The 18,688-nt window shown below is 68.4% G+C and carries 18 protein-coding genes and 1 tRNA gene; 13 read left to right on the forward strand and 6 right to left on the reverse strand.

What is annotated here, in order from left to right:
- Nucleotides 1-45 precede the first annotated feature (45 nt).
- The 3 genes from ACZ3IC_RS00830 to ACZ3IC_RS00840 form a co-directional block, all read right to left on the reverse strand.
- Nucleotides 46-417 (reverse strand): FmdB family zinc ribbon protein, encoded by a 372-nt coding sequence (locus ACZ3IC_RS00830; RefSeq protein WP_467411273.1) that lies wholly within the window; start codon nucleotides 415-417, stop codon nucleotides 46-48.
- A gap of 227 nt (nucleotides 418-644) precedes the next feature.
- Nucleotides 645-1,931, reverse strand: coding sequence for an MFS transporter (locus ACZ3IC_RS00835; protein ID WP_467411274.1), 1,287 nt, complete (start codon nucleotides 1,929-1,931; stop codon nucleotides 645-647).
- 496 nt (nucleotides 1,932-2,427) lie between these two features.
- The gene (locus ACZ3IC_RS00840; protein WP_467411275.1) at nucleotides 2,428-3,966 is read right to left on the reverse strand and encodes a potassium/proton antiporter; all 1,539 of its coding nucleotides are present in this window, start codon (nucleotides 3,964-3,966) and stop codon (nucleotides 2,428-2,430) included.
- Between the two features lie 291 nt (nucleotides 3,967-4,257).
- On the opposite strand from ACZ3IC_RS00840, the gene ACZ3IC_RS00845 reads away from it, so the two are divergent.
- Nucleotides 4,258-7,008, forward strand: coding sequence for a penicillin acylase family protein (locus ACZ3IC_RS00845; RefSeq protein WP_467411277.1), 2,751 nt, complete (start codon nucleotides 4,258-4,260; stop codon nucleotides 7,006-7,008).
- Here the strand turns inward: ACZ3IC_RS00845 and ACZ3IC_RS00850 are convergent.
- Nucleotides 6,998-7,597, reverse strand: coding sequence for a 5-formyltetrahydrofolate cyclo-ligase (locus ACZ3IC_RS00850; protein WP_467411278.1), 600 nt, complete (start codon nucleotides 7,595-7,597; stop codon nucleotides 6,998-7,000). The two genes, ACZ3IC_RS00845 and ACZ3IC_RS00850, sit on opposite strands and share 11 nt — an antisense overlap.
- A 92-nt stretch (nucleotides 7,598-7,689) precedes the next feature.
- Between ACZ3IC_RS00850 and galU the strand changes: the two genes are divergently transcribed.
- From galU to ACZ3IC_RS00885, 7 genes are all read left to right on the forward strand, one after another.
- Nucleotides 7,690-8,592, forward strand: a complete 903-nt coding sequence (gene galU, locus ACZ3IC_RS00855) for a UTP--glucose-1-phosphate uridylyltransferase GalU (protein ID WP_467411279.1) — start codon at nucleotides 7,690-7,692, stop codon at nucleotides 8,590-8,592.
- 4 nt (nucleotides 8,593-8,596) lie between these two features.
- Nucleotides 8,597-9,907: a molybdotransferase-like divisome protein Glp gene (glp, locus tag ACZ3IC_RS00860; RefSeq protein WP_467411280.1), complete on the forward strand. Its 1,311-nt coding sequence runs from the start codon at nucleotides 8,597-8,599 to the stop codon at nucleotides 9,905-9,907.
- A gap of 123 nt (nucleotides 9,908-10,030) precedes the next feature.
- Nucleotides 10,031-10,576, forward strand: coding sequence for a cyclic pyranopterin monophosphate synthase MoaC (gene moaC / locus ACZ3IC_RS00865; RefSeq protein ID WP_467411282.1), 546 nt, complete (start codon nucleotides 10,031-10,033; stop codon nucleotides 10,574-10,576).
- Nucleotides 10,573-11,181, forward strand: a complete 609-nt coding sequence (locus ACZ3IC_RS00870) for a MogA/MoaB family molybdenum cofactor biosynthesis protein (protein ID WP_467411283.1) — start codon at nucleotides 10,573-10,575, stop codon at nucleotides 11,179-11,181. Before moaC ends, ACZ3IC_RS00870 begins: the two co-directional genes overlap by 4 nt.
- Before the next feature lie 17 nt (nucleotides 11,182-11,198).
- A complete protein-coding gene (locus ACZ3IC_RS00875; RefSeq protein WP_467411284.1) occupies nucleotides 11,199-11,810 on the forward strand; it encodes a GNAT family N-acetyltransferase in 612 nt (203 codons plus the stop codon).
- 158 nt (nucleotides 11,811-11,968) lie between these two features.
- Entirely contained in the window at nucleotides 11,969-13,099 is a 1,131-nt protein-coding gene (gene sepX / locus ACZ3IC_RS00880) for a divisome protein SepX/GlpR (RefSeq protein WP_467411286.1), read from the forward strand.
- Nucleotides 13,100-13,195: 96 nt separating this feature from the next.
- Nucleotides 13,196-13,269 (forward strand) — tRNA-Ala (locus ACZ3IC_RS00885).
- 225 nt (nucleotides 13,270-13,494) lie between these two features.
- On the opposite strand, the gene ACZ3IC_RS00890 is transcribed toward ACZ3IC_RS00885, so the two are convergent.
- Both ACZ3IC_RS00890 and ACZ3IC_RS00895 read right to left on the reverse strand, forming a co-directional pair.
- Nucleotides 13,495-13,833, reverse strand: coding sequence for a barstar family protein (locus ACZ3IC_RS00890; protein WP_467411287.1), 339 nt, complete (start codon nucleotides 13,831-13,833; stop codon nucleotides 13,495-13,497).
- A 237-nt stretch (nucleotides 13,834-14,070) separates the two neighbouring features.
- Nucleotides 14,071-14,337, reverse strand: coding sequence for a GntR family transcriptional regulator (locus tag ACZ3IC_RS00895; RefSeq protein ID WP_467411289.1), 267 nt, complete (start codon nucleotides 14,335-14,337; stop codon nucleotides 14,071-14,073).
- A 183-nt stretch (nucleotides 14,338-14,520) separates the two neighbouring features.
- Between ACZ3IC_RS00895 and ACZ3IC_RS00900 the strand changes: the two genes are divergently transcribed.
- The 5 genes from ACZ3IC_RS00900 (at nucleotide 14,521) to ACZ3IC_RS00920 (ending at nucleotide 18,682) form a co-directional block, all read left to right on the forward strand.
- Nucleotides 14,521-14,883, forward strand: a complete 363-nt coding sequence (locus ACZ3IC_RS00900) for a hypothetical protein (RefSeq protein ID WP_467411290.1) — start codon at nucleotides 14,521-14,523, stop codon at nucleotides 14,881-14,883.
- The gene (locus ACZ3IC_RS00905) at nucleotides 14,883-15,212 is read left to right on the forward strand and encodes a hypothetical protein (RefSeq protein ID WP_467411291.1); all 330 of its coding nucleotides are present in this window, start codon (nucleotides 14,883-14,885) and stop codon (nucleotides 15,210-15,212) included. Before ACZ3IC_RS00900 ends, ACZ3IC_RS00905 begins: the two co-directional genes overlap by 1 nt.
- A gap of 466 nt (nucleotides 15,213-15,678) precedes the next feature.
- Nucleotides 15,679-15,999, forward strand: a complete 321-nt coding sequence (locus ACZ3IC_RS00910) for a beta/gamma crystallin domain-containing protein (RefSeq protein ID WP_467412073.1) — start codon at nucleotides 15,679-15,681, stop codon at nucleotides 15,997-15,999.
- A gap of 1,235 nt (nucleotides 16,000-17,234) precedes the next feature.
- On the forward strand, nucleotides 17,235-17,543 hold the full coding sequence (locus ACZ3IC_RS00915) for a hypothetical protein (protein WP_467411292.1): 309 nt from the start codon (nucleotides 17,235-17,237) through the stop codon (nucleotides 17,541-17,543).
- Nucleotides 17,543-18,682, forward strand: coding sequence for a hypothetical protein (locus tag ACZ3IC_RS00920; protein ID WP_467411294.1), 1,140 nt, complete (start codon nucleotides 17,543-17,545; stop codon nucleotides 18,680-18,682). The genes ACZ3IC_RS00915 and ACZ3IC_RS00920 overlap by 1 nt, the downstream gene beginning before the upstream one ends.
- The last annotated feature ends 6 nt before the right edge of the window (nucleotides 18,683-18,688 follow it).

Raw genomic sequence — 18,688 nt, forward strand, 5'->3', positions numbered from 1 at the left:
CCGCCGAACGGATCGGCGGGGTCCCCGGGAAGCGTGGAGTTCGGCTCAGGCAGCCGACGTGCCACTCGTCGAGGACGACGAGGACGACGAGGAGGACGAGGAGGACGAAGAGGAAGACGCGGCGGGCGCGGAGGAAGCGGACGGCTTCGTGTCCGACCCCGTCGACGACGACGAGGAATCGGACGAAGCGGAACCGGACGCCTTCGCCGAGGACGACGCTGACGTGCTGCTCGACGACGAGCCACGGCTGTCGTTCCGGTAGAAACCGGAACCCTTGAAGACAATGCCGACCGCCGAGAACACCTTCTTCAGGCGTCCTTCGCAGCTCGGGCACTCGGTCAGGGCATCATCGGTGAACTTCTGCACCGCCTCAAGGCCCTCGCCACATTCGGTGCACTGGTACTGATAGGTCGGCACTTGTCTTCCTCCTGGCACTCTCACTCGATGAGTGCTAACAGTCGTCAATGGTAGCTGCTACGGGCCGCTGTTTGCAGTAATGCCTGTCACCTGCCCGGAGGGCAGCGGTCAGGGCTTGGCCGTCATGAGGGCCGCCGGCCTGAGTGAAAAGCTGCCACATTATGTGGCGGAGGAGTCACACTGACGTATTCCGCTGATGCGTCGATGCGAATGATGCGCATGAATCGTCACCCTCCGGCCGCGACAGGATCGCGGTGAACAGCGCCGCGTGCGGCCGTGATGGTCGCGCGGGCCGGTGTCAGTCTCGAACGCAGTGCCACCAGGGTGGCCAGCGCCAGCACGGTTCCCACCAACGGCACCACAAAACCGGTGCTGGCGCCGTGGGCGTCGGCGAGCCGCCCGGCGACCGTCACCGCGCCCGCCTGGCCGAGGGCGACCGAGCCCGTCAGCCAGGTGAACGCCTCGGTCCGGGCGGACCCCGGCACCAGCGCCTCGACCAGTGTGTAGCCGCTGATCAGGGCCGGAGCGATGGAGAGCCCGACCAGCAGCCCGAGCCCCGCCAGCAGGGGCACGGAGTGCACCGCCCACAGTCCGGACGCGGTCAGGGTGAGTGCCGCGTACCCGATGATCAGCCGCCGCCGCGGCCCGCTCTTCCAGGCGATGGCGCCGCAGGCGATCCCGGCCAGCATGTTGCCTGCCGCGAAGACCCCGTACAGCAGACCGTTCGCGCCGGGCCGGCCGATCTCCTCGGTGAAGGCGGTCAGCGAGACCTGCATGCCGCCGAAGACCGCGCCGATCCCCAGGAAGGCCACCGCGAGTACCCGTACACCCGGTATGGACAGGGCGGACGCCTGCCGCTGGGAGGTGCCGGACGCGGTGCCGCGCACCGCGGGCTGGGTGCGGTGCTGCGCGGCGAAGAGCAGTCCGCCGACCAGGGTCAGCCCGGCCTCCGTGATCAGGCCGGCCGCCGGGTGCACCCCGGTGCACAGCGCGGTGGCGAGCACCGGGCCGATGACGAAGGTGAACTCGTCCGTCACCGATTCGAAGGCCGCCGCGGTGGACATCAGCGGTGAGGCCTCGCGGCCCGGTGCAGCGCCCAGTACGGCCGCCCAGCGGGCCCGGACCATCGGTCCGATCTGCGGAACGGACGCACCGGTCGGCACGGCCGCCGCGAACAGTGCCCACAGGGGCGCGTCCGCCAGTGCCAGCGCCGTCAGTGCCGATACGGAGGCCGCGTGCACCAGGACACCGGGCAGCAGCACGGCGCGCTGGCCGAAGCGGTCGGCGAGCTTGCCGGTCTGCGGTGCGAAAAGAGCCATGGAGACACCGGTCACGGCGGCGACGGAGCCCGCGCTGCCGTACGAGCCGGTGGTGTGCTGAACCAATAGCACGATGCCGATCGTCAGCATCGCGAAGGGTTGCCGTGCGGCGAAGCCCGGCAGGAGAAACGTCCACGCACCCGGGGTGCGCAGCAACTGCCCGTATCCGGGGCGGTCGGAGACCGTGGACGCCACGGTCCATGCCTTTCTGCCGCCTGGTGGCCGAGCTCCCGCGGGGCCGGGCCCGCACAGGTGGTGCGGGCTCATGCGGGTGCTGCCGAGAGCTGTCCTCTTCGCGCGGAACTGCGGTAGATGCCGGGCGCTCAGCAGAGGCGGAGGACGCCACGACCGCCATACGGTCGCGCCAGCTCTGCATCAGGCAGAGTTGGTCGTTCAGGTTGGTCGATCGGTCCGGCCGACCCCGGCACAGGGGCCGATCAGTGTGATCGATCAGGTTTCCTTCATGATACAGGCAGATGTCCTTGCATACCTCTGATTGTGTGCCAGGCCCCCGCCCCCGCCCCGCATCGACAATGCTCAGAGTTTCAGTGCTCAGAGCCCAGCGCACCGAGCACCGCGCCCTGAGCCCTGCGCCCCGAGCCCGCGCCCAGCGCACCGAGCACCGCGCCCTGAGCCCTGCGCCCCGAGCCCGCGCCCAGCGCCCCGCGCCCCGCGCCCCGCGCCCTCGGTCTCAGCTTGGTGTTTTCGGCCCGCCGTTCTTCCCCAGCTTCTTCACGGCCTTCAGCGCATGCGCCACCTCATGCGCCACATGAGGCCCGGCGAGGCTCTCGCCACCGCTGCCGCCGGTCCCCAGCCAGCTCGCGAGCTTGCCGCCTTCGCCGACCGCGCGCAGCCGCTCCTCCGCCGCGTCGCGCACCGGGTCGGTGGCGACCACCAGCAGTTCGTCACCGCGCCGCAGCACGGTCGTCGGCGCCGGTACGAAGCTCTTCTGGTCCCGCACGACCAGGGTGACCGCGGCCCCGGCGGGCAGCCGCAGCTCCCCGACCTCCACGCCATGCATCTTCGACTTGCCGGGGATCGCCACCGACAGCAGGTGGCCGCGCAGCCGCTCCAGCGGCGCCGACTCGATGCCCAGGTCGGTGGCCTCCGACGGGTCCTCGGCGATCTTCAGGGCCTTCGCCACCCAGGGCAGGGTCGGCCCCTGGATAAGGGTGTAGACGACGACGAGCACGAAGACGATGTTGAAGATCCGGGTGGATCCCTCGATCCCGGACACCATCGGAATGGTCGCCAGGATGATGGGTACGGCGCCGCGCAGCCCCGCCCAGGACATGAACGCCTTCTCCTGCCAGGGCAGCCGGAACGGCGCCAGCGAGATGAAGACCGCCAGCGGGCGTGCCACCACGGTCAGCACCAGCCCCACGACGACCGCGGGCCAGAAGTCGTCGTACAGATCGTGCGGGGTGACCAGGAGCCCGAGCAGTACGAACATGCCGATCTGGGCCAGCCAGCCAAGCCCGTCGGCGAAGCCGCGGGTGGCGGGCCAGTGCGGCAGTTTGGCATTGCCGAGGATCATCGCGGCCAGATAGACGGCGAGGAAGCCACTGCCATGGGCCAAAGCGCCCACCGCGTAAGCGGACACCGCGATCGCCATCACGGCGATCGGATACAGACCGGACGCGGGCAGCGCCACATGACGCAGCCCGAACGAGCCGAGCCAGCCGACGGCGAGACCGACAGCCGCACCGATTGCGAGTTCCAGCGCTATTTCGCCGACCAGTACGTACCAGCTCTCCACCGGCCCCTTGGCCGAGAAGGCCACCACCAGGATCACGACGGGGGCGTCGTTGAAGCCGGACTCGGCCTCCAGCACACCGGTGACGCGGGCGGGCAGGGGCACTTTGCGCAGCACGGAGAAGACCGCGGCGGCGTCCGTCGACGAGACGACCGCGCCGATGATCAGAGATTGCCGCCAGTCCAGGCCGACGAGGTAGTGCGCCCCGGCCGCGGTGACGCCGACGCTCACCCCGACGCCGACGATCGAGAGCATCGCGGCGGCCGGCAGCGCGGGTTTGATCTCTTTCCACTTCGTGCCCAGGCCACCCTCGGCGAGGATCACGACCAGTGAGGCATAGCCGATCACCTGGGTCAGTTCCGCATTGTCGAACTGGACGTCGAAGATGCCGTCCTGTCCTAGGGCGATCCCGATGCCGAGGTACAGGAGCAGGCTGGGGAGCCCGCTGCGGGACGAGATGCGCACCGCGACCACCGCGACGAGCAGGACGAGTGAGCAGACGAGCAGGAGTTCGTTGAGCGTGTGGACAGTCAGTGGCCGTTCCTTCCCTGCGTACGCCTGCCGAATCGACTTTCGGCATCGGCCGGATACGGCCGGTACTTCATTACCTTACCTAATCTTTAACGTTTTCTTGACGCGCTCGATCATTCGTACGATCGCCGCGCAATTCGAACCACCATCCCGATGCCGCGTCAGAGCAGCCCGGGCGCTGCGCCTATGGTTGCTCCTGCACTCCCTGGACCACCTGCCCCTCGAAGGACAGCGATGCCCGCCAACACAACCGCCTCTTCCGGCACCACGGGTTCCGCCGGTGGGAAGACCGGCAGGAAGAAGGGGCGACGCGCCCGCCTGATCGTGCTCGTGCTGGTGCTGGCGCTTGTCGCGGGCATCGGTTACGGCGCGTTCTGGTCCGTATCAACCGTGCGGGCTTCGTACCCGCAGACGACCGGCTCGATCGAGCTCGACGGCCTCGACGGCACCGTCGACGTCAAGCGCGACAGTTATGGAATCCCGCAGCTGTACGCGGACTCCGACGCGGACCTGTTCCGCGCCCAGGGCTTCGTACAGGCGCAGGACCGCTTCTGGGAGATGGATGTCCGCCGTCATATGACGGCGGGTCGGCTCTCCGAGATGTTCGGCCCGGAACAGGTCGAGACGGACTCCTTCCTGCGTACGCTGGGCTGGCACAAGGTCGCCCAGGAGGAGTACGACAACGTCCTGTCCGAGGACACCAAGAAGAACCTCCAGGCGTACGCGGACGGTGTGAACGCCTACCTCAAGGGGCGCGACGGCAAGGACATCTCCGTCGAGTACGCCGCCCTCGGCTTCACCAACGACTACAAGCCGACCGAGTGGACCCCGGTCGACTCGGTCGCCTGGCTCAAGGCCATGGCCTGGGACCTGCGCGGCAACATGCAGGACGAGATCGACCGCTCGTTGATGACCAGCAGGCTCGACAAGAAGCAGATCGAGGACCTCTACCCGAAGTACCCGTACGACAAGCACGACCCGATCGTCGGCCAGGGCGCCATCTCCCCGGCCACCGGGAAGTTCGACCCGGACGCGACACCGTCGACGGACGTCGGCTCGGACACCATGGCGGGCGCCGCCGAGGGCCTGAACACCCAGCTCTCCTCGCTCTCCGAGACCCTCGACGAGATCCCCTCGCTGCTCGGCCCGAACGGCAACGGCATCGGGTCCAACTCCTGGGTGGTCTCGGGCGACTACACGACCACCGGCAAGCCGCTGCTCGCCAACGACCCGCACCTGGCGCCGCAGCTGCCCTCGCTCTGGTACCAGATGGGGCTGCACTGCCGCGAGATCACGAAGACCTGTCAGTACGACACCGCGGGCTACACCTTCGCCGGCATGCCCGGCGTGATAATCGGCCACAACCAGGACATTGCCTGGGGCTTCACCAACCTCGGCGCGGACGTCACCGACCTCTTCCTGGAGAAGGTCTCGGACGACGGCTATCTCTACGACGGCAAGGTCGAGCCCTTCACCACCCGTGAGGAGACCATCAAGGTCGCGGGCGGCAAGAGCCGGAAGATCACCATCCGGGAGACCAACAACGGTCCGCTGGTCTCCGACCGCAGCAGTGAGCTGGAGAAGGTCGGCGAGAAGGCTCCCGTCACCAACGCGGCTCCGGACCGGGCCGACGGTTACGCGGTCGCCCTGAAGTGGACCGCGCTGGAACCCGGCAAGTCCATGGACGCAGTCTTCGAGCTCAACCGGGCCAAGGACTTCAGCAGCTTCCGGACGGCGGCCGCGCACTTCGAGGTTCCCTCGCAGAACCTCATCTACGCCGACACCGAGGGCAACATCGGCTACCAGGCCCCCGGGAAGATCCCGGTCCGCCTCCAGGGCGACGGCACGATGCCCAGCCCCGGCTGGTCCTCGGCGTACGGCTGGGAGAAGGACCCGATCCCGTTCGACGAGCTGCCCTACGAGTACAACCCGAAGCGCGGCTACATCGTCACCGCCAACCAGGCCGTCATCGACGAGGAGAAGTACCCCCACCTGCTCACCAAGGACTGGGGCTACGGCACCCGCAGCCAGCGGATCAGCGACCTCATCGAGTCGAAGATCAAGGGCGGCGGGAAGATCTCGACCGAAGACATGCAGAAGATGCAGATGGACAACACCAGCGAGATCGCCGCGCTGCTGGTGCCCGAGCTGATGAAGATCAACGTCTCGGACAAGAGCGTTCGTGAGGCACAGAAGCTCCTGGAGGGCTGGGACTACACCCAGGAGCCCGACTCGGCTGCGGCCGCGTACTTCAACGCGGTCTGGCGCAACATCCTCAAGCTGGCCTTCGGCGACAAACTGCCCAAGGAGATGCGGGTCGAGGGCGAGTGCCTGTATGTGCCCCAGGCCGACAGCTCGGGTCCGGTCGACGAGCAGGGCAAGCTGGTGCGCGAGTGCGGCCAGCGCGACGCGGACACGGCACAGCCGGACGGCGGTGACCGCTGGTACCAGGTGGTCGCCAACCTGATGGACGACGAGAACAGCGACTGGTGGAAGTCGCCGGCGAGCGGCCGGGACGAGGCGATCGACAACCGGGACGAACTCTTCGCCCGCGCGATGGAGGACGCCCACTGGGAGCTGACCGCCAAGCTCGGCAAGGACATCACCACCTGGAGCTGGGGCCGGCTGCACCAGCTGACCCTGAAGAACCAGACCCTCGGCACCGAGGGCCCCGATCTGCTCCAGCGGGCCCTCAACCGCGGCCCGTGGAACCTCGGCGGCGGCGAGGCCGCGGTGAACGCCACCGGGTGGAACGCAGCCGGCGGCTACGAGGTCGTCTGGGTCCCGTCGATGCGGATGGTCGTCAACGTGGGGGACTGGGACAAGTCCCGCTGGATCAACCTCACCGGCGCCTCCGGGCACGCGTTCAACGCGCACTACACCGATCAGACCGACAAGTGGGTCAATGGTGAACTGCTCGACTGGTCTTTCGGGACGAACGCCGTGGCCAAGTCGACGACCGACACTCTGACCCTCAAACCGTAGGGCCCATCCGGCGGGTCATAGCCGGTGTCACCACCGCGTCCACGGGGTGGTCGTGCGGTTCCTCAGGGACCTGCGCGACCACCTCGTTGTCGTACAGCAGGACGACCAGGGCCGGGTGCGCCCCCGCCGCGGCGAGCCGGGCCAGCACCCGGTCGTAGCTGCCGCCGCCGCGGCCGAGCCGCATCCCGCGCGCGTCCACCGCGAGCCCCGGCAGCAGGACCGCGTCGGCCTCCAGAACCGCTTCGGGGCCGAGCCGCTCCCCGTCCGGCTCCAGCAGCCCGCGGCCGGCCCGGACCAGACGGCCTGCTCCCTCGTACGCCGCCCAGTCCAGATCGTTGTCCGGAAGGAGCACCGGCAGCAGCACCCGTACGCCCCGCGCGCGCAGCGCGTCCAGCAGGGCGCGGGTGCCCGGCTCACTTCCCACCGAGACATACGCGGCGACGGTTCGGGCCCCGGACAACTCCGGAAGACTCAATGCGCCCCGGGAGAGAACCGATGCGGCGTTTTCCACGTCCTTACGAGACAGAAGGCGCCGCGCAGCCAGCAGTTCACGTCTGAGAAGCGCCTTTTGGGACATATTGCTGTTCATTGGGCACCTTGAATCTCTTGTATGCGCATATAGGCTTACAAGTTAACCGGAACATCATCTTCCGCCCATAGGTACCGGTTATGGTTCTGCGCATGACTCAGTCGCACCCCAGGATCAGCAAGGCTGTCATCCCGGCCGCAGGCCTCGGCACCCGCTTTCTGCCGGCCACCAAAGCCACTCCCAAGGAGATGCTGCCTGTCGTCGACAAGCCGGCGATCCAGTACGTCGTCGAGGAAGCGGTGGCCGCCGGTCTCTCCGACGTCCTGATGATCACCGGTCGCAACAAGCGCCCTCTCGAGGACCACTTCGACCGCAACTACGAGCTGGAGTCCGCGCTCACCCTCAAGGGAGACGCCGAACGGCTCCAGAAGGTCCAGGAGTCGAGTGACCTGGCCACCATGCACTACGTCCGGCAGGGCGACCCGCGCGGCCTCGGTCACGCAGTGCTGTGCGCCGCACCGCACGTCGGCGACCAGCCGTTCGCGGTTCTCCTCGGCGACGACCTGATCGACCCGCGCGACCCGCTGCTGGCCCGCATGGTCGAGATCCAGGAGCGCGAGGGCGGCAGCGTCGTCGCCCTGATGGAGGTCGCGCCGAAGCAGATCCACATGTACGGCTGCGCGGCCGTCGAGCCCACCGCCGAAGGCGATGTGGTGCGCGTCACCGGCCTGGTCGAGAAGCCGGACGCGGCCGAGGCCCCCAGCAACCTCGCCATCATCGGCCGCTATGTCCTGGACCCGGCCGTCTTCGACATACTGCGTAAGACCGAGCCGGGCCGCGGCGGCGAGATCCAGCTCACCGACGCCCTTCAACTCCTCGCCGAGGACGAGAAGATCGGCGGCCCCGTGCACGGCATCGTCTTCAAGGGGCGCCGCTATGACACCGGTGACCGGGGCGATTACCTCCGTGCCATTGTCAGACTCGCGTGCGAACGTGAAGACCTGGGCCCGGACTTCAGGGCCTGGCTCCGCAGTTACGTCACCGAGGAGATGTAGCACTTTGAGCAGCACGATCTGGTCGGTGGACGAGCACCTGGCAGACATTCTCGGCAAGGTACGACCGCTCGAACCCATCGAGCTGCAACTGCACGACGCCCAGGGCTGCGTCCTCGTCGAGGACGTCATCGTGGAGATCGCCCTGCCGCCCTTCGATAACAGCTCGATGGACGGGTACGCGGTCCGGGTGGCCGATGTCCAGGGCGCCGACGAGGAGTTCCCCGCGGTGCTCACCGTCATCGGTGACATCGCGGCGGGCAGCGACGGGCTGCCCGGCGACCGGAGCGTCGGCCCGGGCGAGGCCGCCCGCATCATGACCGGCGCCCCGCTGCCTGCCGGTGCCGAGGCCGTGATCCCGGTCGAGTGGACCGACGGGGGTACGGGCGGCGGCCCCGCCGACACCATGCGCGCCCACCGGGACGCCCCCGAGGGCGCGGGCGGCGAGGTCCGCGTGCACCGCCCCGTCGACGCCCGCGCCCATGTCAGGGCCCGCGGCAGCGACGTCAAGCCGGGCGATCTGGCCCTGAGCGCCGGATCGGTGATCGGACCGCCGCAGATCGGTCTGCTCGCCGCGATCGGCCGCTCGACGGTGAAGGTGCGGCCCCGGCCGCGCGTCGTCGTCATCTCGACCGGCAGCGAACTGGTGCAGCCCGGCGAGGAGCTGACCGGCGGCCGGATCTACGACTCGAACAGCTTCGCACTCACCGCCGCCGCCCGGGATGCCGGAGCGATCGCCTACCGCGTCGGTGCCGTCACCGACGACGCCGACACGCTCCGCGCCACGATCGAGGACCAGCTGATCCGTGCCGACATCGTCGTCACCACCGGTGGCGTCAGCGTCGGTGCGTACGACGTCGTCAAGGAAGCCCTGTCGTCGGTGGGCGACGAGGACGAGCCGGGCAGCGGCATCGACTTCCGCAAGCTCGCCATGCAGCCGGGGAAGCCGCAGGGCTTCGGCTCGATCGGCCCCGAACACACGCCGCTGCTGGCGCTTCCGGGCAACCCCGTCTCGTCGTATGTCTCCTTCGAGCTGTTCGTGCGCCCCGCGATCCGCGCCCTGATGGGACTTCAGGACGTGACCCGCCCCACCGTCCGGGCCACGCTGAACACCGACAAGGCACTCACCTCGCCGTCCGGCAAGCGCCAGTTCCTGCGGGGCACGTACGACGCCAAGGCCGGCACCGTCACCCCCGTCGGCGGCTCCGGATCGCATCTGATCGCCGCTCTCGCCCAGGCGGACGCGCTGATCGTGCTGCCCGAGGATGTCACCTCCGCCGAGCCCGGCACGGACACCGAGGTGATCCTGCTCCGCTGATCCCCGGGCGGTGGCGGTACGGTATCTGCCGCTGTGCCTTCCCGGGGACACCCCCGGGCCCCCGTCCCGCACCCCGGTGCGGGCCCGGCGGGCAACCGGCGCCCTAACGCGAGGCGGAGTGAGTTGAGTACGCAGAACAGGCTGACGCACATCGACGAGGCGGGTGCGGCCCGGATGGTCGACGTCTCGGAGAAGGACGTCACCGTGCGGGTGGCCCGAGCCGGCGGCCGGGTCCTGGTCTCGCCCCGCGTCGTCGAGCTGCTCCGCGGCGAAGGAGTCCCCAAGGGCGACGCCCTCGCCACCGCCCGCATCGCCGGGATCATGGGCGCGAAGCGCACCCCCGAGCTGATCCCGCTCTGCCACCCGCTCGCCGTCTCCGGCGTCCAGGTCGAGCTGAGCGTCGCCGACGACGCGGTGGAGATCACCGCCACGGTGAAGACCATGGACCGCACCGGCGTCGAGATGGAGGCCCTGACCGCGGTCTCGGTCGCCGCGCTCACCGTGATCGACATGATCAAGGCGGTCGACAAGTCGGCGGTCATCACGGACGTACGGGTCGAGACGAAGTCCGGCGGCAAGTCCGGCGACTACCGGCGCACCGCACCGGACGCACCGGACGCACCGGACGCCCCGTCCGCACCGGAGGCCCCGTCCGGAGCGGACGCATGACCGCGCCCGACGCAGTGGCCCCCGGCGGGCCGGACGAGCACGCGGCGTCCGGAACCGGGCAGCCCGGTGACGACCGGCAGGCCGAGCCTCCGCTCTGCGGCGCGCTGGCCGCCCCGTACGCCGCTCTCGTCGTCACCGCGTCCAACCGGGCCTCCGCCGGGGTCTACGCGGACAGGGGCGGCCCCTTGATCTCCGAGGCGCTCACGCGGCTCGGCTTCGCCGTCGACGGCCCACGGGTCGTGCCTGACGGCGACCCGGTCGAACAGGCGCTGCGCGACGGGGTGGCCGCCGGGTATGACGTCATCGTCACGACCGGCGGTACGGGCATCTCGCCCACCGACCGCACGCCCGACGCCACCCGCCGCGTCCTCGACCACGAGATCCCCGGTATCCCCGAGGCGATCCGCGCCGAGGGCCGCGACAAGGTGCCCACCGCCGCGCTCTCCCGCGGCCTCGCGGGCGTCGCCGGCCGCACACTCATCGTGAACCTGCCGGGCTCCACCGGCGGGGTGCGTGACGGCCTCGCCGTCCTCGCACGTCTCCTGGTGCACGCCGTCGACCAGCTCCGCGGCGGCGATCACCCCCGACCCGGGAGCCCGAGCTGAACGTCCCGACCTGGCCGGTGGTCCTCAAAGACGGCGAGATCACCCTCCGTCCGGTAAAGATGCGCGACCAGCGCGTGTGGCGCGAGGTCAACCGGCGCAACCGTGAATGGCTGCGCCCCTGGGAGGCAACCGTGCCGCCGCCCGCCCCGGGCGGGCCGGTGGCCCAGCGCCCCACCTACCGCCAGATGATCCGTCATCTGCGCTCCGAGGCCGACGCGGGCCGGATGCTGCCCTTCGCCATCGAGTACGAGGGCCGTCTGGTCGGTCAGCTGACGGTCGCCGGGATCACCTGGGGCTCGATGTGCTCGGGCCATATCGGCTACTGGGTCGACCAGGACGTGGCGGGCCGCGGTGTGATGCCGACCGCGGTCGCCCTTGCTGTCGACCACTGCTTTCGTACGGTCGGACTGCACCGCATCGAGGTATGCATTCGGCCGGAGAACGGGCCCAGCAGAAGGGTCGTCGAGAAGCTGGGATTCCGTGAGGAAGGCATGCGTCCGCGCTACCTCCACATCGACGGTGCCTGGCGGGACCATCTGATCTACGCGCTCACCGTGGAGGAAGTACCCGACGGGCTGCTCCGGCGCTGGCACCAGGCACGACCCGGAACGCCGCGGGAAATAAAATAAGTGTTCGATATTGATCGGCGTATGACCGCAAACGGACGCGCAAACACCCATTGCCGATCTGAACAATCACAAAAAAAGTCCTTGATATCAGCCGGATCGTGCGACACACCGGGCCAATTGGCGTATGCCCCCGCGCAAACCCCTCTACGGTGTGAGACGTGAGCAGCAGCGGCCTCATCTATGCAGTCATCGTCGGGGCCTGGGCCGCCTACTTGGTACCGATGTGGCTCCGCAGGCAGGACGAGCTCAATGAAGCCCGTCCGACGGAACGCTTCAGCACCGCCATCCGGCTGCTGTCCGGACGGGCGGCCATGGAGCGCCGGTACGCCAAGGAGCTGCGGGAGCGCATCGCCGAGGAGGCGGAGCCCGACGCCGACCCGGACGTCGTCACGGACCGAATGGATTCCGTGGACGTCCGGGCCTTCGCCGCGCCCGATGCGTATACCGAAGCCCGGGTGTACGACCCGGCGCGTACGCCCGAGCGCACGGACCGGGAGCGCCCCGAACCCGCACCGGGTCCCGCGCGGCGCGCGCGCCCGCGCCCCGGCGGGATGGATGCCGAGCGCGTCCGGCGCGCCCAGCGACTCCAGGTCCTCGCGCGCCGTAGGCGTACCACCGTCGTCCTCTTCCTCGCCTTCAGTCTCGGCGCGGTCGTCGCGGCGGTCGGTGGCCTCGGATTCCTTTGGGCGCCCGCGGTGCCTGCGGTGCTGTTGAGCACGTACATCGTGCATCTGCGCGCCCAGGAGCGACGCCGGTTCGCCTTCACCATGGACCGGCGCCGGGCCGAGGTGGCGGCGCAGCATCTGCGCGAGAACCGTCCCCGCAGGCACCAGTCGGCCGCGGTGGCCTCCGCCGAGGTCGACGAGGAGCCCGAAGCGCGCCGCCCCGAGCCCGAGCCCGCACCGGCGGTCTCCCCGCAGGAGGCCGGCCGCCGCGCCCTGGTCGAACAGACGGACCACGCGGAATGGGTCGACCAGCAGCGCGAACGCGGCCGGGTCCAGGGCGACAGCTGGGAACCGGTCCCGGTCCCCCTGCCGACGTACGTCACCGCGCCGGTCGCCCCGCGCGCCACGGGCGGCATCGAGGTCGGCAACCCGGAGACCTGGAGTTCGGCCCGCTCCAGCACCGCCGAACCGACCCAGACGGGCACCTCGCACCCCGTGGCGCCCTCCGTCGACCCGGCGCCGCGCCAGCGCACCAACCAGTCCCGCCGCACCCGCGACCGCGGCCGGACCCCGCTCTTCGACCAGTACGAGGACGGGGAACGCCCCCGAGCCGCCAACGAGTGAGCCCTTTGGGCCGCGCTGCGACACCGACTCGGCTGACCAGCGCGGACCGGATTTCCGAGCACCCCCGTGGGGGTGCTAAAGTTTCACTCGTTGCAAGGGCCTGTGGCGCAGTCTGGTAGCGCACCTCGTTCGCATCGAGGGGGTCTGGGGTTCAAATCCCCACAGGTCCACCGCACGTCAAAGCCCCTACCGGGTTCGCTCGGTAGGGGCTTTGAGCTGTCGTACAGCAGCGAAGTACAGCAACTACTCGGCTTTCGCGGACCGGTCGGTGAATGAGTTCCTCGGCTCGATCGGTGTCCCATACCGAGTGGTGAAGACGAAGTCCGAGTCCGACCAGAGCTTCCCAGCGGCTCGCTTGGCTGCCTCCTGCTCCTTCCTGCGAAGCTGGAGCGCCGTCACACACATCTGCGGCAGCGGCAGCGTGGCCGACGATGCCTCGGTCTTTGTCTCGTCATGAACCAGGCGAACTCCGGGCGGTACGTGGCTTGGTAGTCGTCGAGCGCCCTTCGAAGCATGGCGGCCCCGCGGGGGACGCCCTCGGCGAGTTGGTCCCAGCCAAAGAAGCGCACAAGTTCTGGGATCCTGACCAGGCCAGTGATTGCGTCCCAGAAGGCATCCCAGTTCATGCCGTAGAAGTCCGGGAAGCGTAGCTCCCGCTTCAGGAGCAGGTGCAGGGCGTGCTCGTCGACTCGCCGTGAGTACCAGGTGCTGCAGGGTATCAACCACCGCGGCATCGTGCAGGCCGTGCAGATCCGCGAGCATGCGGGCGGTCCGGCGATCCTGTTCCGCCACACCCCGCCCAGAAGTTCCAGACCGCGCTGAACCGTCGCACAGTGGAGCGCAACCTGTCACAGGACGACCTCCGCGCCTGGCGCCCGGAGAGAGGGCTGGCCGGAAGAAGGCCGCCGAGTAGGGTGCGGGTCGACGATCGAAGGGGCCTTCAGACAGACACGCCTGAAGGCCCCAGGCCATCAGGTGGTCTTGCCCTCGTCCGGCTCGCCGGCGGCTGCCTCCGGAGCCCCGATCACGTACGTCCCCTTCGCGGGCAGAGTCGCGACGAGTTCGCGCCTGCGTAGTTCCACGATGGCGCGACGTACGGTTCCGATGCTCACCCCGTGTAGCTCTGTCATGGCGCGCTCGCCGGGCAGGGCAGCGCCCTGCGGGAGCTTGCCGGACGCGATGTCGGCGGCGATGGCGTCGGCGAGTTTGACGTACTCGTAGCGCGGTAGATCGCTCATCTCTCAACAGTGGCGCACTGCGGCGCAGCGCACAGGGGCGGGGAGCGGTGAACCGCGTCCGGACGCAGTGTGTGGCAGAGGGGTGCAGGGGGACGCGGTTGGGGGTATGGTCGAGACGACAAGACCCCGGCGAGGTGGACAAGACCTCCCGGGGCATGGCCAACGCTTACAAGGAGCGTCGACGTGTACGACCGCCGGATCACCGCATGGCTGCTGAGGCCGGCCCTCGGCCCTTGCGCCGGCCGCCACCGTGCCGGTACTGCCCCCGCGCACCCCGAAACCGCCCTTGCCCTGCCCCGCCGTCCCGGTGCACCCCGCACCCATCCCCGCCTCACCGCCCACCTCCCCGCCCTCCCCGCCGCCCGGTCCCCGTACGGGCTGGAGCACGCACTCGACGGCGCGGCGAGCGCGCTGGTGCGCCCGTATCTCCTCGCCTCGGACCGGGAACGCGCACAGCGACGGCGGCGGATCGCCCTGGTGCTCGCCGCCGACTTCGGGCTGGACCTCGACCAGCATGTAGTCGGCGCGCAGGGGGTGGCGGCCTGATGGACGCCGTACCCAGCCCCGTGGCCCAGCCCACCGCACCGGTCGCGCCCCCGCCCCGCCTGCTGCCCTGGCTGTCCCCCGGGGGCAAGCCCTGCTTCCTCGTCACCGACGACCGCAACAGCCACATCTCCCAACTGGCCGACGAGATGGAGGCCGTGCAGTTGGAGACGTACAGCGAGGTGCGGTACGCCGGGATCAGGCTCGCCGAATGCCTGAGTGACGCGCTGCGGGTCGCCGAGTCGCGCGGCATGCGCCTGCCGTACGAACCCGACCGGGATAAGGGCACCACTGACGAGCACGCGCCCGAGGTCGGCACTTCGCCAGGCTGATGTGCCGGCGTCGAGCCACGAGTGTAGGCAGTGCGGTGCGGGCCATGTGCCCGCGCGAGGGCGGCATCCCGGCACAGGGGCTCGGCACCTTGCGGCAGATCAGACGGGACCAGGCCGTAGCTTTTGCCGCTTCCCACGCGGAAACCGACGATCCTCACGGTCCGAATCACAAAGGGGCCGTCAGCCGACTGACGGCCCCTCATGGATGATCGAGGCTGACGTTCGACGTATTAAAACCGTATGTTTTGCCTGCAATCGCAATTTATGGCCGCGTCGAGCCCAGGTGCATATGGTCGGAGAATCTCGTTCAGGTGATTTCTCATCTGGATCCCCGGGCATGGATGGCTGGTTCCCTAAGATGCTCATTCAATGCCGATGCGCTCGCGATGGCGAAGCGGCTTTCCGGTTCGGCATTTCGACTGAAGGGGAAAATGTGATTTCAAGAACGATGAATTTTGCGCGCACCATGGCAGCGGCGCTTGCCACAGCCGTCGCGTTCACCCTGGCAGGGCCGACCGGAACGGCGTCCGCCATCGACCACGTCACCTGTGACCCCGACGCGAATTTCTTGAAGATCTGGTCGCACAACGGCAGCGGTCGTGACAGCGTGGACTGCTATGCGAACCGCGGGAAGACCGACTTCGGCGGGTGGTGGGTCGACCAGATCTCGACGGGGAACAACGACGTGAAGTACTACGACGCCAATGGTGATGTGGTGAAAATCCCCCGGTGGAGTAATATCAAGTACAACAACGTACCGAAGGTCAATGCCATCGAAATCCTGTAAGGACTTCTCCCGGGGACGTTTCGGAGTCCCGGTGGGCGATGAGTCCGCAGTCCGTGGCAGGGCGAGGAGCCCGTGCCGGCTGGTCATGGATGCAACGAAGCTCCGGTCGAACGGGGCGACTTCCCCAAGTCGCCCCGAATCGCCGGAGCTTCGGCATATCGACGGTCTGCCGATGTCGGCCCGCCGGATCTTCCGGCGGGCACGGCCTGTCGGACGGATGCTCCGTTGGACACCGCCCGCCGGGTGGCCGTGACCGCCTCGCTCCGACCGGACGCTCCCACCCCCCGACACACTTCCGACAGAACGGCCGCTGAAGAAGCAGCCGCTGTTCAACCCCGTCCTCGCCGCCGAGCGGCCCGAGGCTCCCGGCTGCTTCGCCATCTCTTCGGAGAGAGAGCATGGTCAACCGAATGTTCGAACCTCTGGACCGGACGCCGTGACATCACGGTCTCTGGGACTGTCGCGCCGAACGAGAAGCTGGAACTGAGGCTGGGAACCTGGAAGTTCGCCTCATGGGAGTACTCCGGGCGCAACACCTGCACTCCGCCTGCGTGACAAGGGGCCTCTGACCCCAGAACGGATAACACCGTCCTGACGAGATCTGAAGGCTGCCACGCCGCCTGACCGGCTGAGAGCAGATAGCCAGGCGGCACACGTGAGTTCATACCGGCGGACGGCGCGGCGACCTGCCCCATTGCGGCGCGCAGGATCCGCCCGTCTGATCCAGGGCTACGGCGCCTGGAGCGGCTCGGCCGGCTCAGTTCCGTCGAGTTCGAGGAGAAACACCACGTCGACCAGACGACGGCCGAACAAGCGAAGCTGAGGCGCTGTCAACCCATTCTGACCAGCTGAACAGCACCCCCGCGCAGCGGCGGAACCTCAGCTAGCCTTGATCCCTTGGGCAGGCAGGAAACTCCTGGTCGCAACCGGGAGTAAACACTGACGGGGGAGCGATGGGGCAGGAGAAGTCCAGCGGGAACGAAAGTCTTCCGGAGCCGGAGAAGCTTCCGCTGACTCCCGAGGAGCTCGAGCGGCACGGCATGGAGTGGGGTGCCCCGATCTTCACGGCCCCGCCTCCGGCCAGCCACCAGGACCCCTTGGCGCCACCTCCAGGATTTCAGCAGCCGTCGCCGCTGATACCCCCGCAAGGAGCCGGCCAGGGAGTGCTCCAACCCCCGCCCGCGCTGGGGCCATCGTCCCCACTCCTCCCACCGCCGTCGGACGGACCGGCACTCGTGATCGCTCCCGCTGTCCTGAACAAGGCAGCAGGCAGCGCCGATGAGATCTACGGCGCCTTCCACAAGCCCGCGGCTGCCCTGGAGGAGCCCGCGAAGAAGGCAATGTCCGCGCTGGCCGGCTGGGAGTCCGCCAAAGCCATACGGGTGGCCCACAAGAACTGGGAGACGCAGTCGGGGACGGTGACGGGCTGGCTGGCCCACATAGCCGAAAGCCTGAGAGCCAGCGATCACACCTACAAGGGGAACGACACCGAGGTGCACGACGCTGTTCGCTCGGTACGCTGCTCGAGGCTGGAGGACTACTGATGCCGTCCTTCTATCGGGAACTCCTCGAGACGGACCTGGGGCCGTTGGAACGACTCGCCGAGCAGTGGCGCGCCACGCACACAGCCATCAAGGGGCTCTCCCAGCGCATCCACGACGAGATGCTCGTCCCGCTCAGGAACAAGGGCTACTGGGAGGGAGCTGCTGCCCCGTACGCCTGGAAGATGATCGACGACATCCAGCGCCAGGTCGCCTCCGCCACCAAGGTCGCCGATGCGGTGCACGGAGTGATCGTCGACGCCGTAGGCGAACTCACATCGGTCCGCCGTGACCTCAAGGCAGCGGTGGCTCGGGCCGAGGAGAAAGGGCTGTACGTATCTCGGAGCGGTGACGTGTCTCCGAGCGTCATCGACGGCGTGTGCAAACCGGTTGAGGAAGGATCCGTCGACGCGAAGAAGATCGAATCGGCGCGCCAGGAGATCGTGGACATCGTGAAGCGCGGGGTGGCGGCCGACCGCAATCTGGCCTTCGCGTTGACGGCGGACGTCGGTCTCGACCACTGGTTCAACAGCAAACCCGAGCATCGCGACACCGATTCGACGAACAAGATCGGCTACGCCGAGTACAACGCTCTGGCACGCGCGATGCAGGGCAAGGACCCCTCGTCCGGAACCAACGACACCGACCCGTACAAGCTGGGCTTCCAGTGGGTGACCGGGGTCGGGTCCCGCGATCAGCAGTTCCAGAGCGGTGACGCGATGACCGAACTCATCCGCTCCAGCGAGAGCATGAAGAAGCTGCGAGCCGAAACGCTCAGTCAGTGGCAGGAGACGGGCGAGGAGACCGGGAAGGTCCATTACTCCATTTCTGAGGGCGGGAAGATCGGCGCGCTCAAAAAGCTCGTTTTTACCGATATTCCCGCCATCGTCACCGGAGACCCGGACCACCTCGGCGAGGCTTTCGTCGGCTCCTACACGCTCGACTACGCTGTCAAGGGCGAAGATCCGGACGGCTCGGTGGTTGTCTCCTACACGCTCAAGAACAGCACCAGTAATGAATCGTTCCTCCACTACGTCGGCTACTACGACTGGCTCAAGAACTTCAATCGGGAAGAGGGCTTGTTCTCCACCGTGGACCAGGAGATCACCTGGACGGAACGCATTCCCGCGAAGGGTAAATAGGCCTGT

Source organism: Streptomyces sp. NPDC002958 (assembly GCF_055563255.1).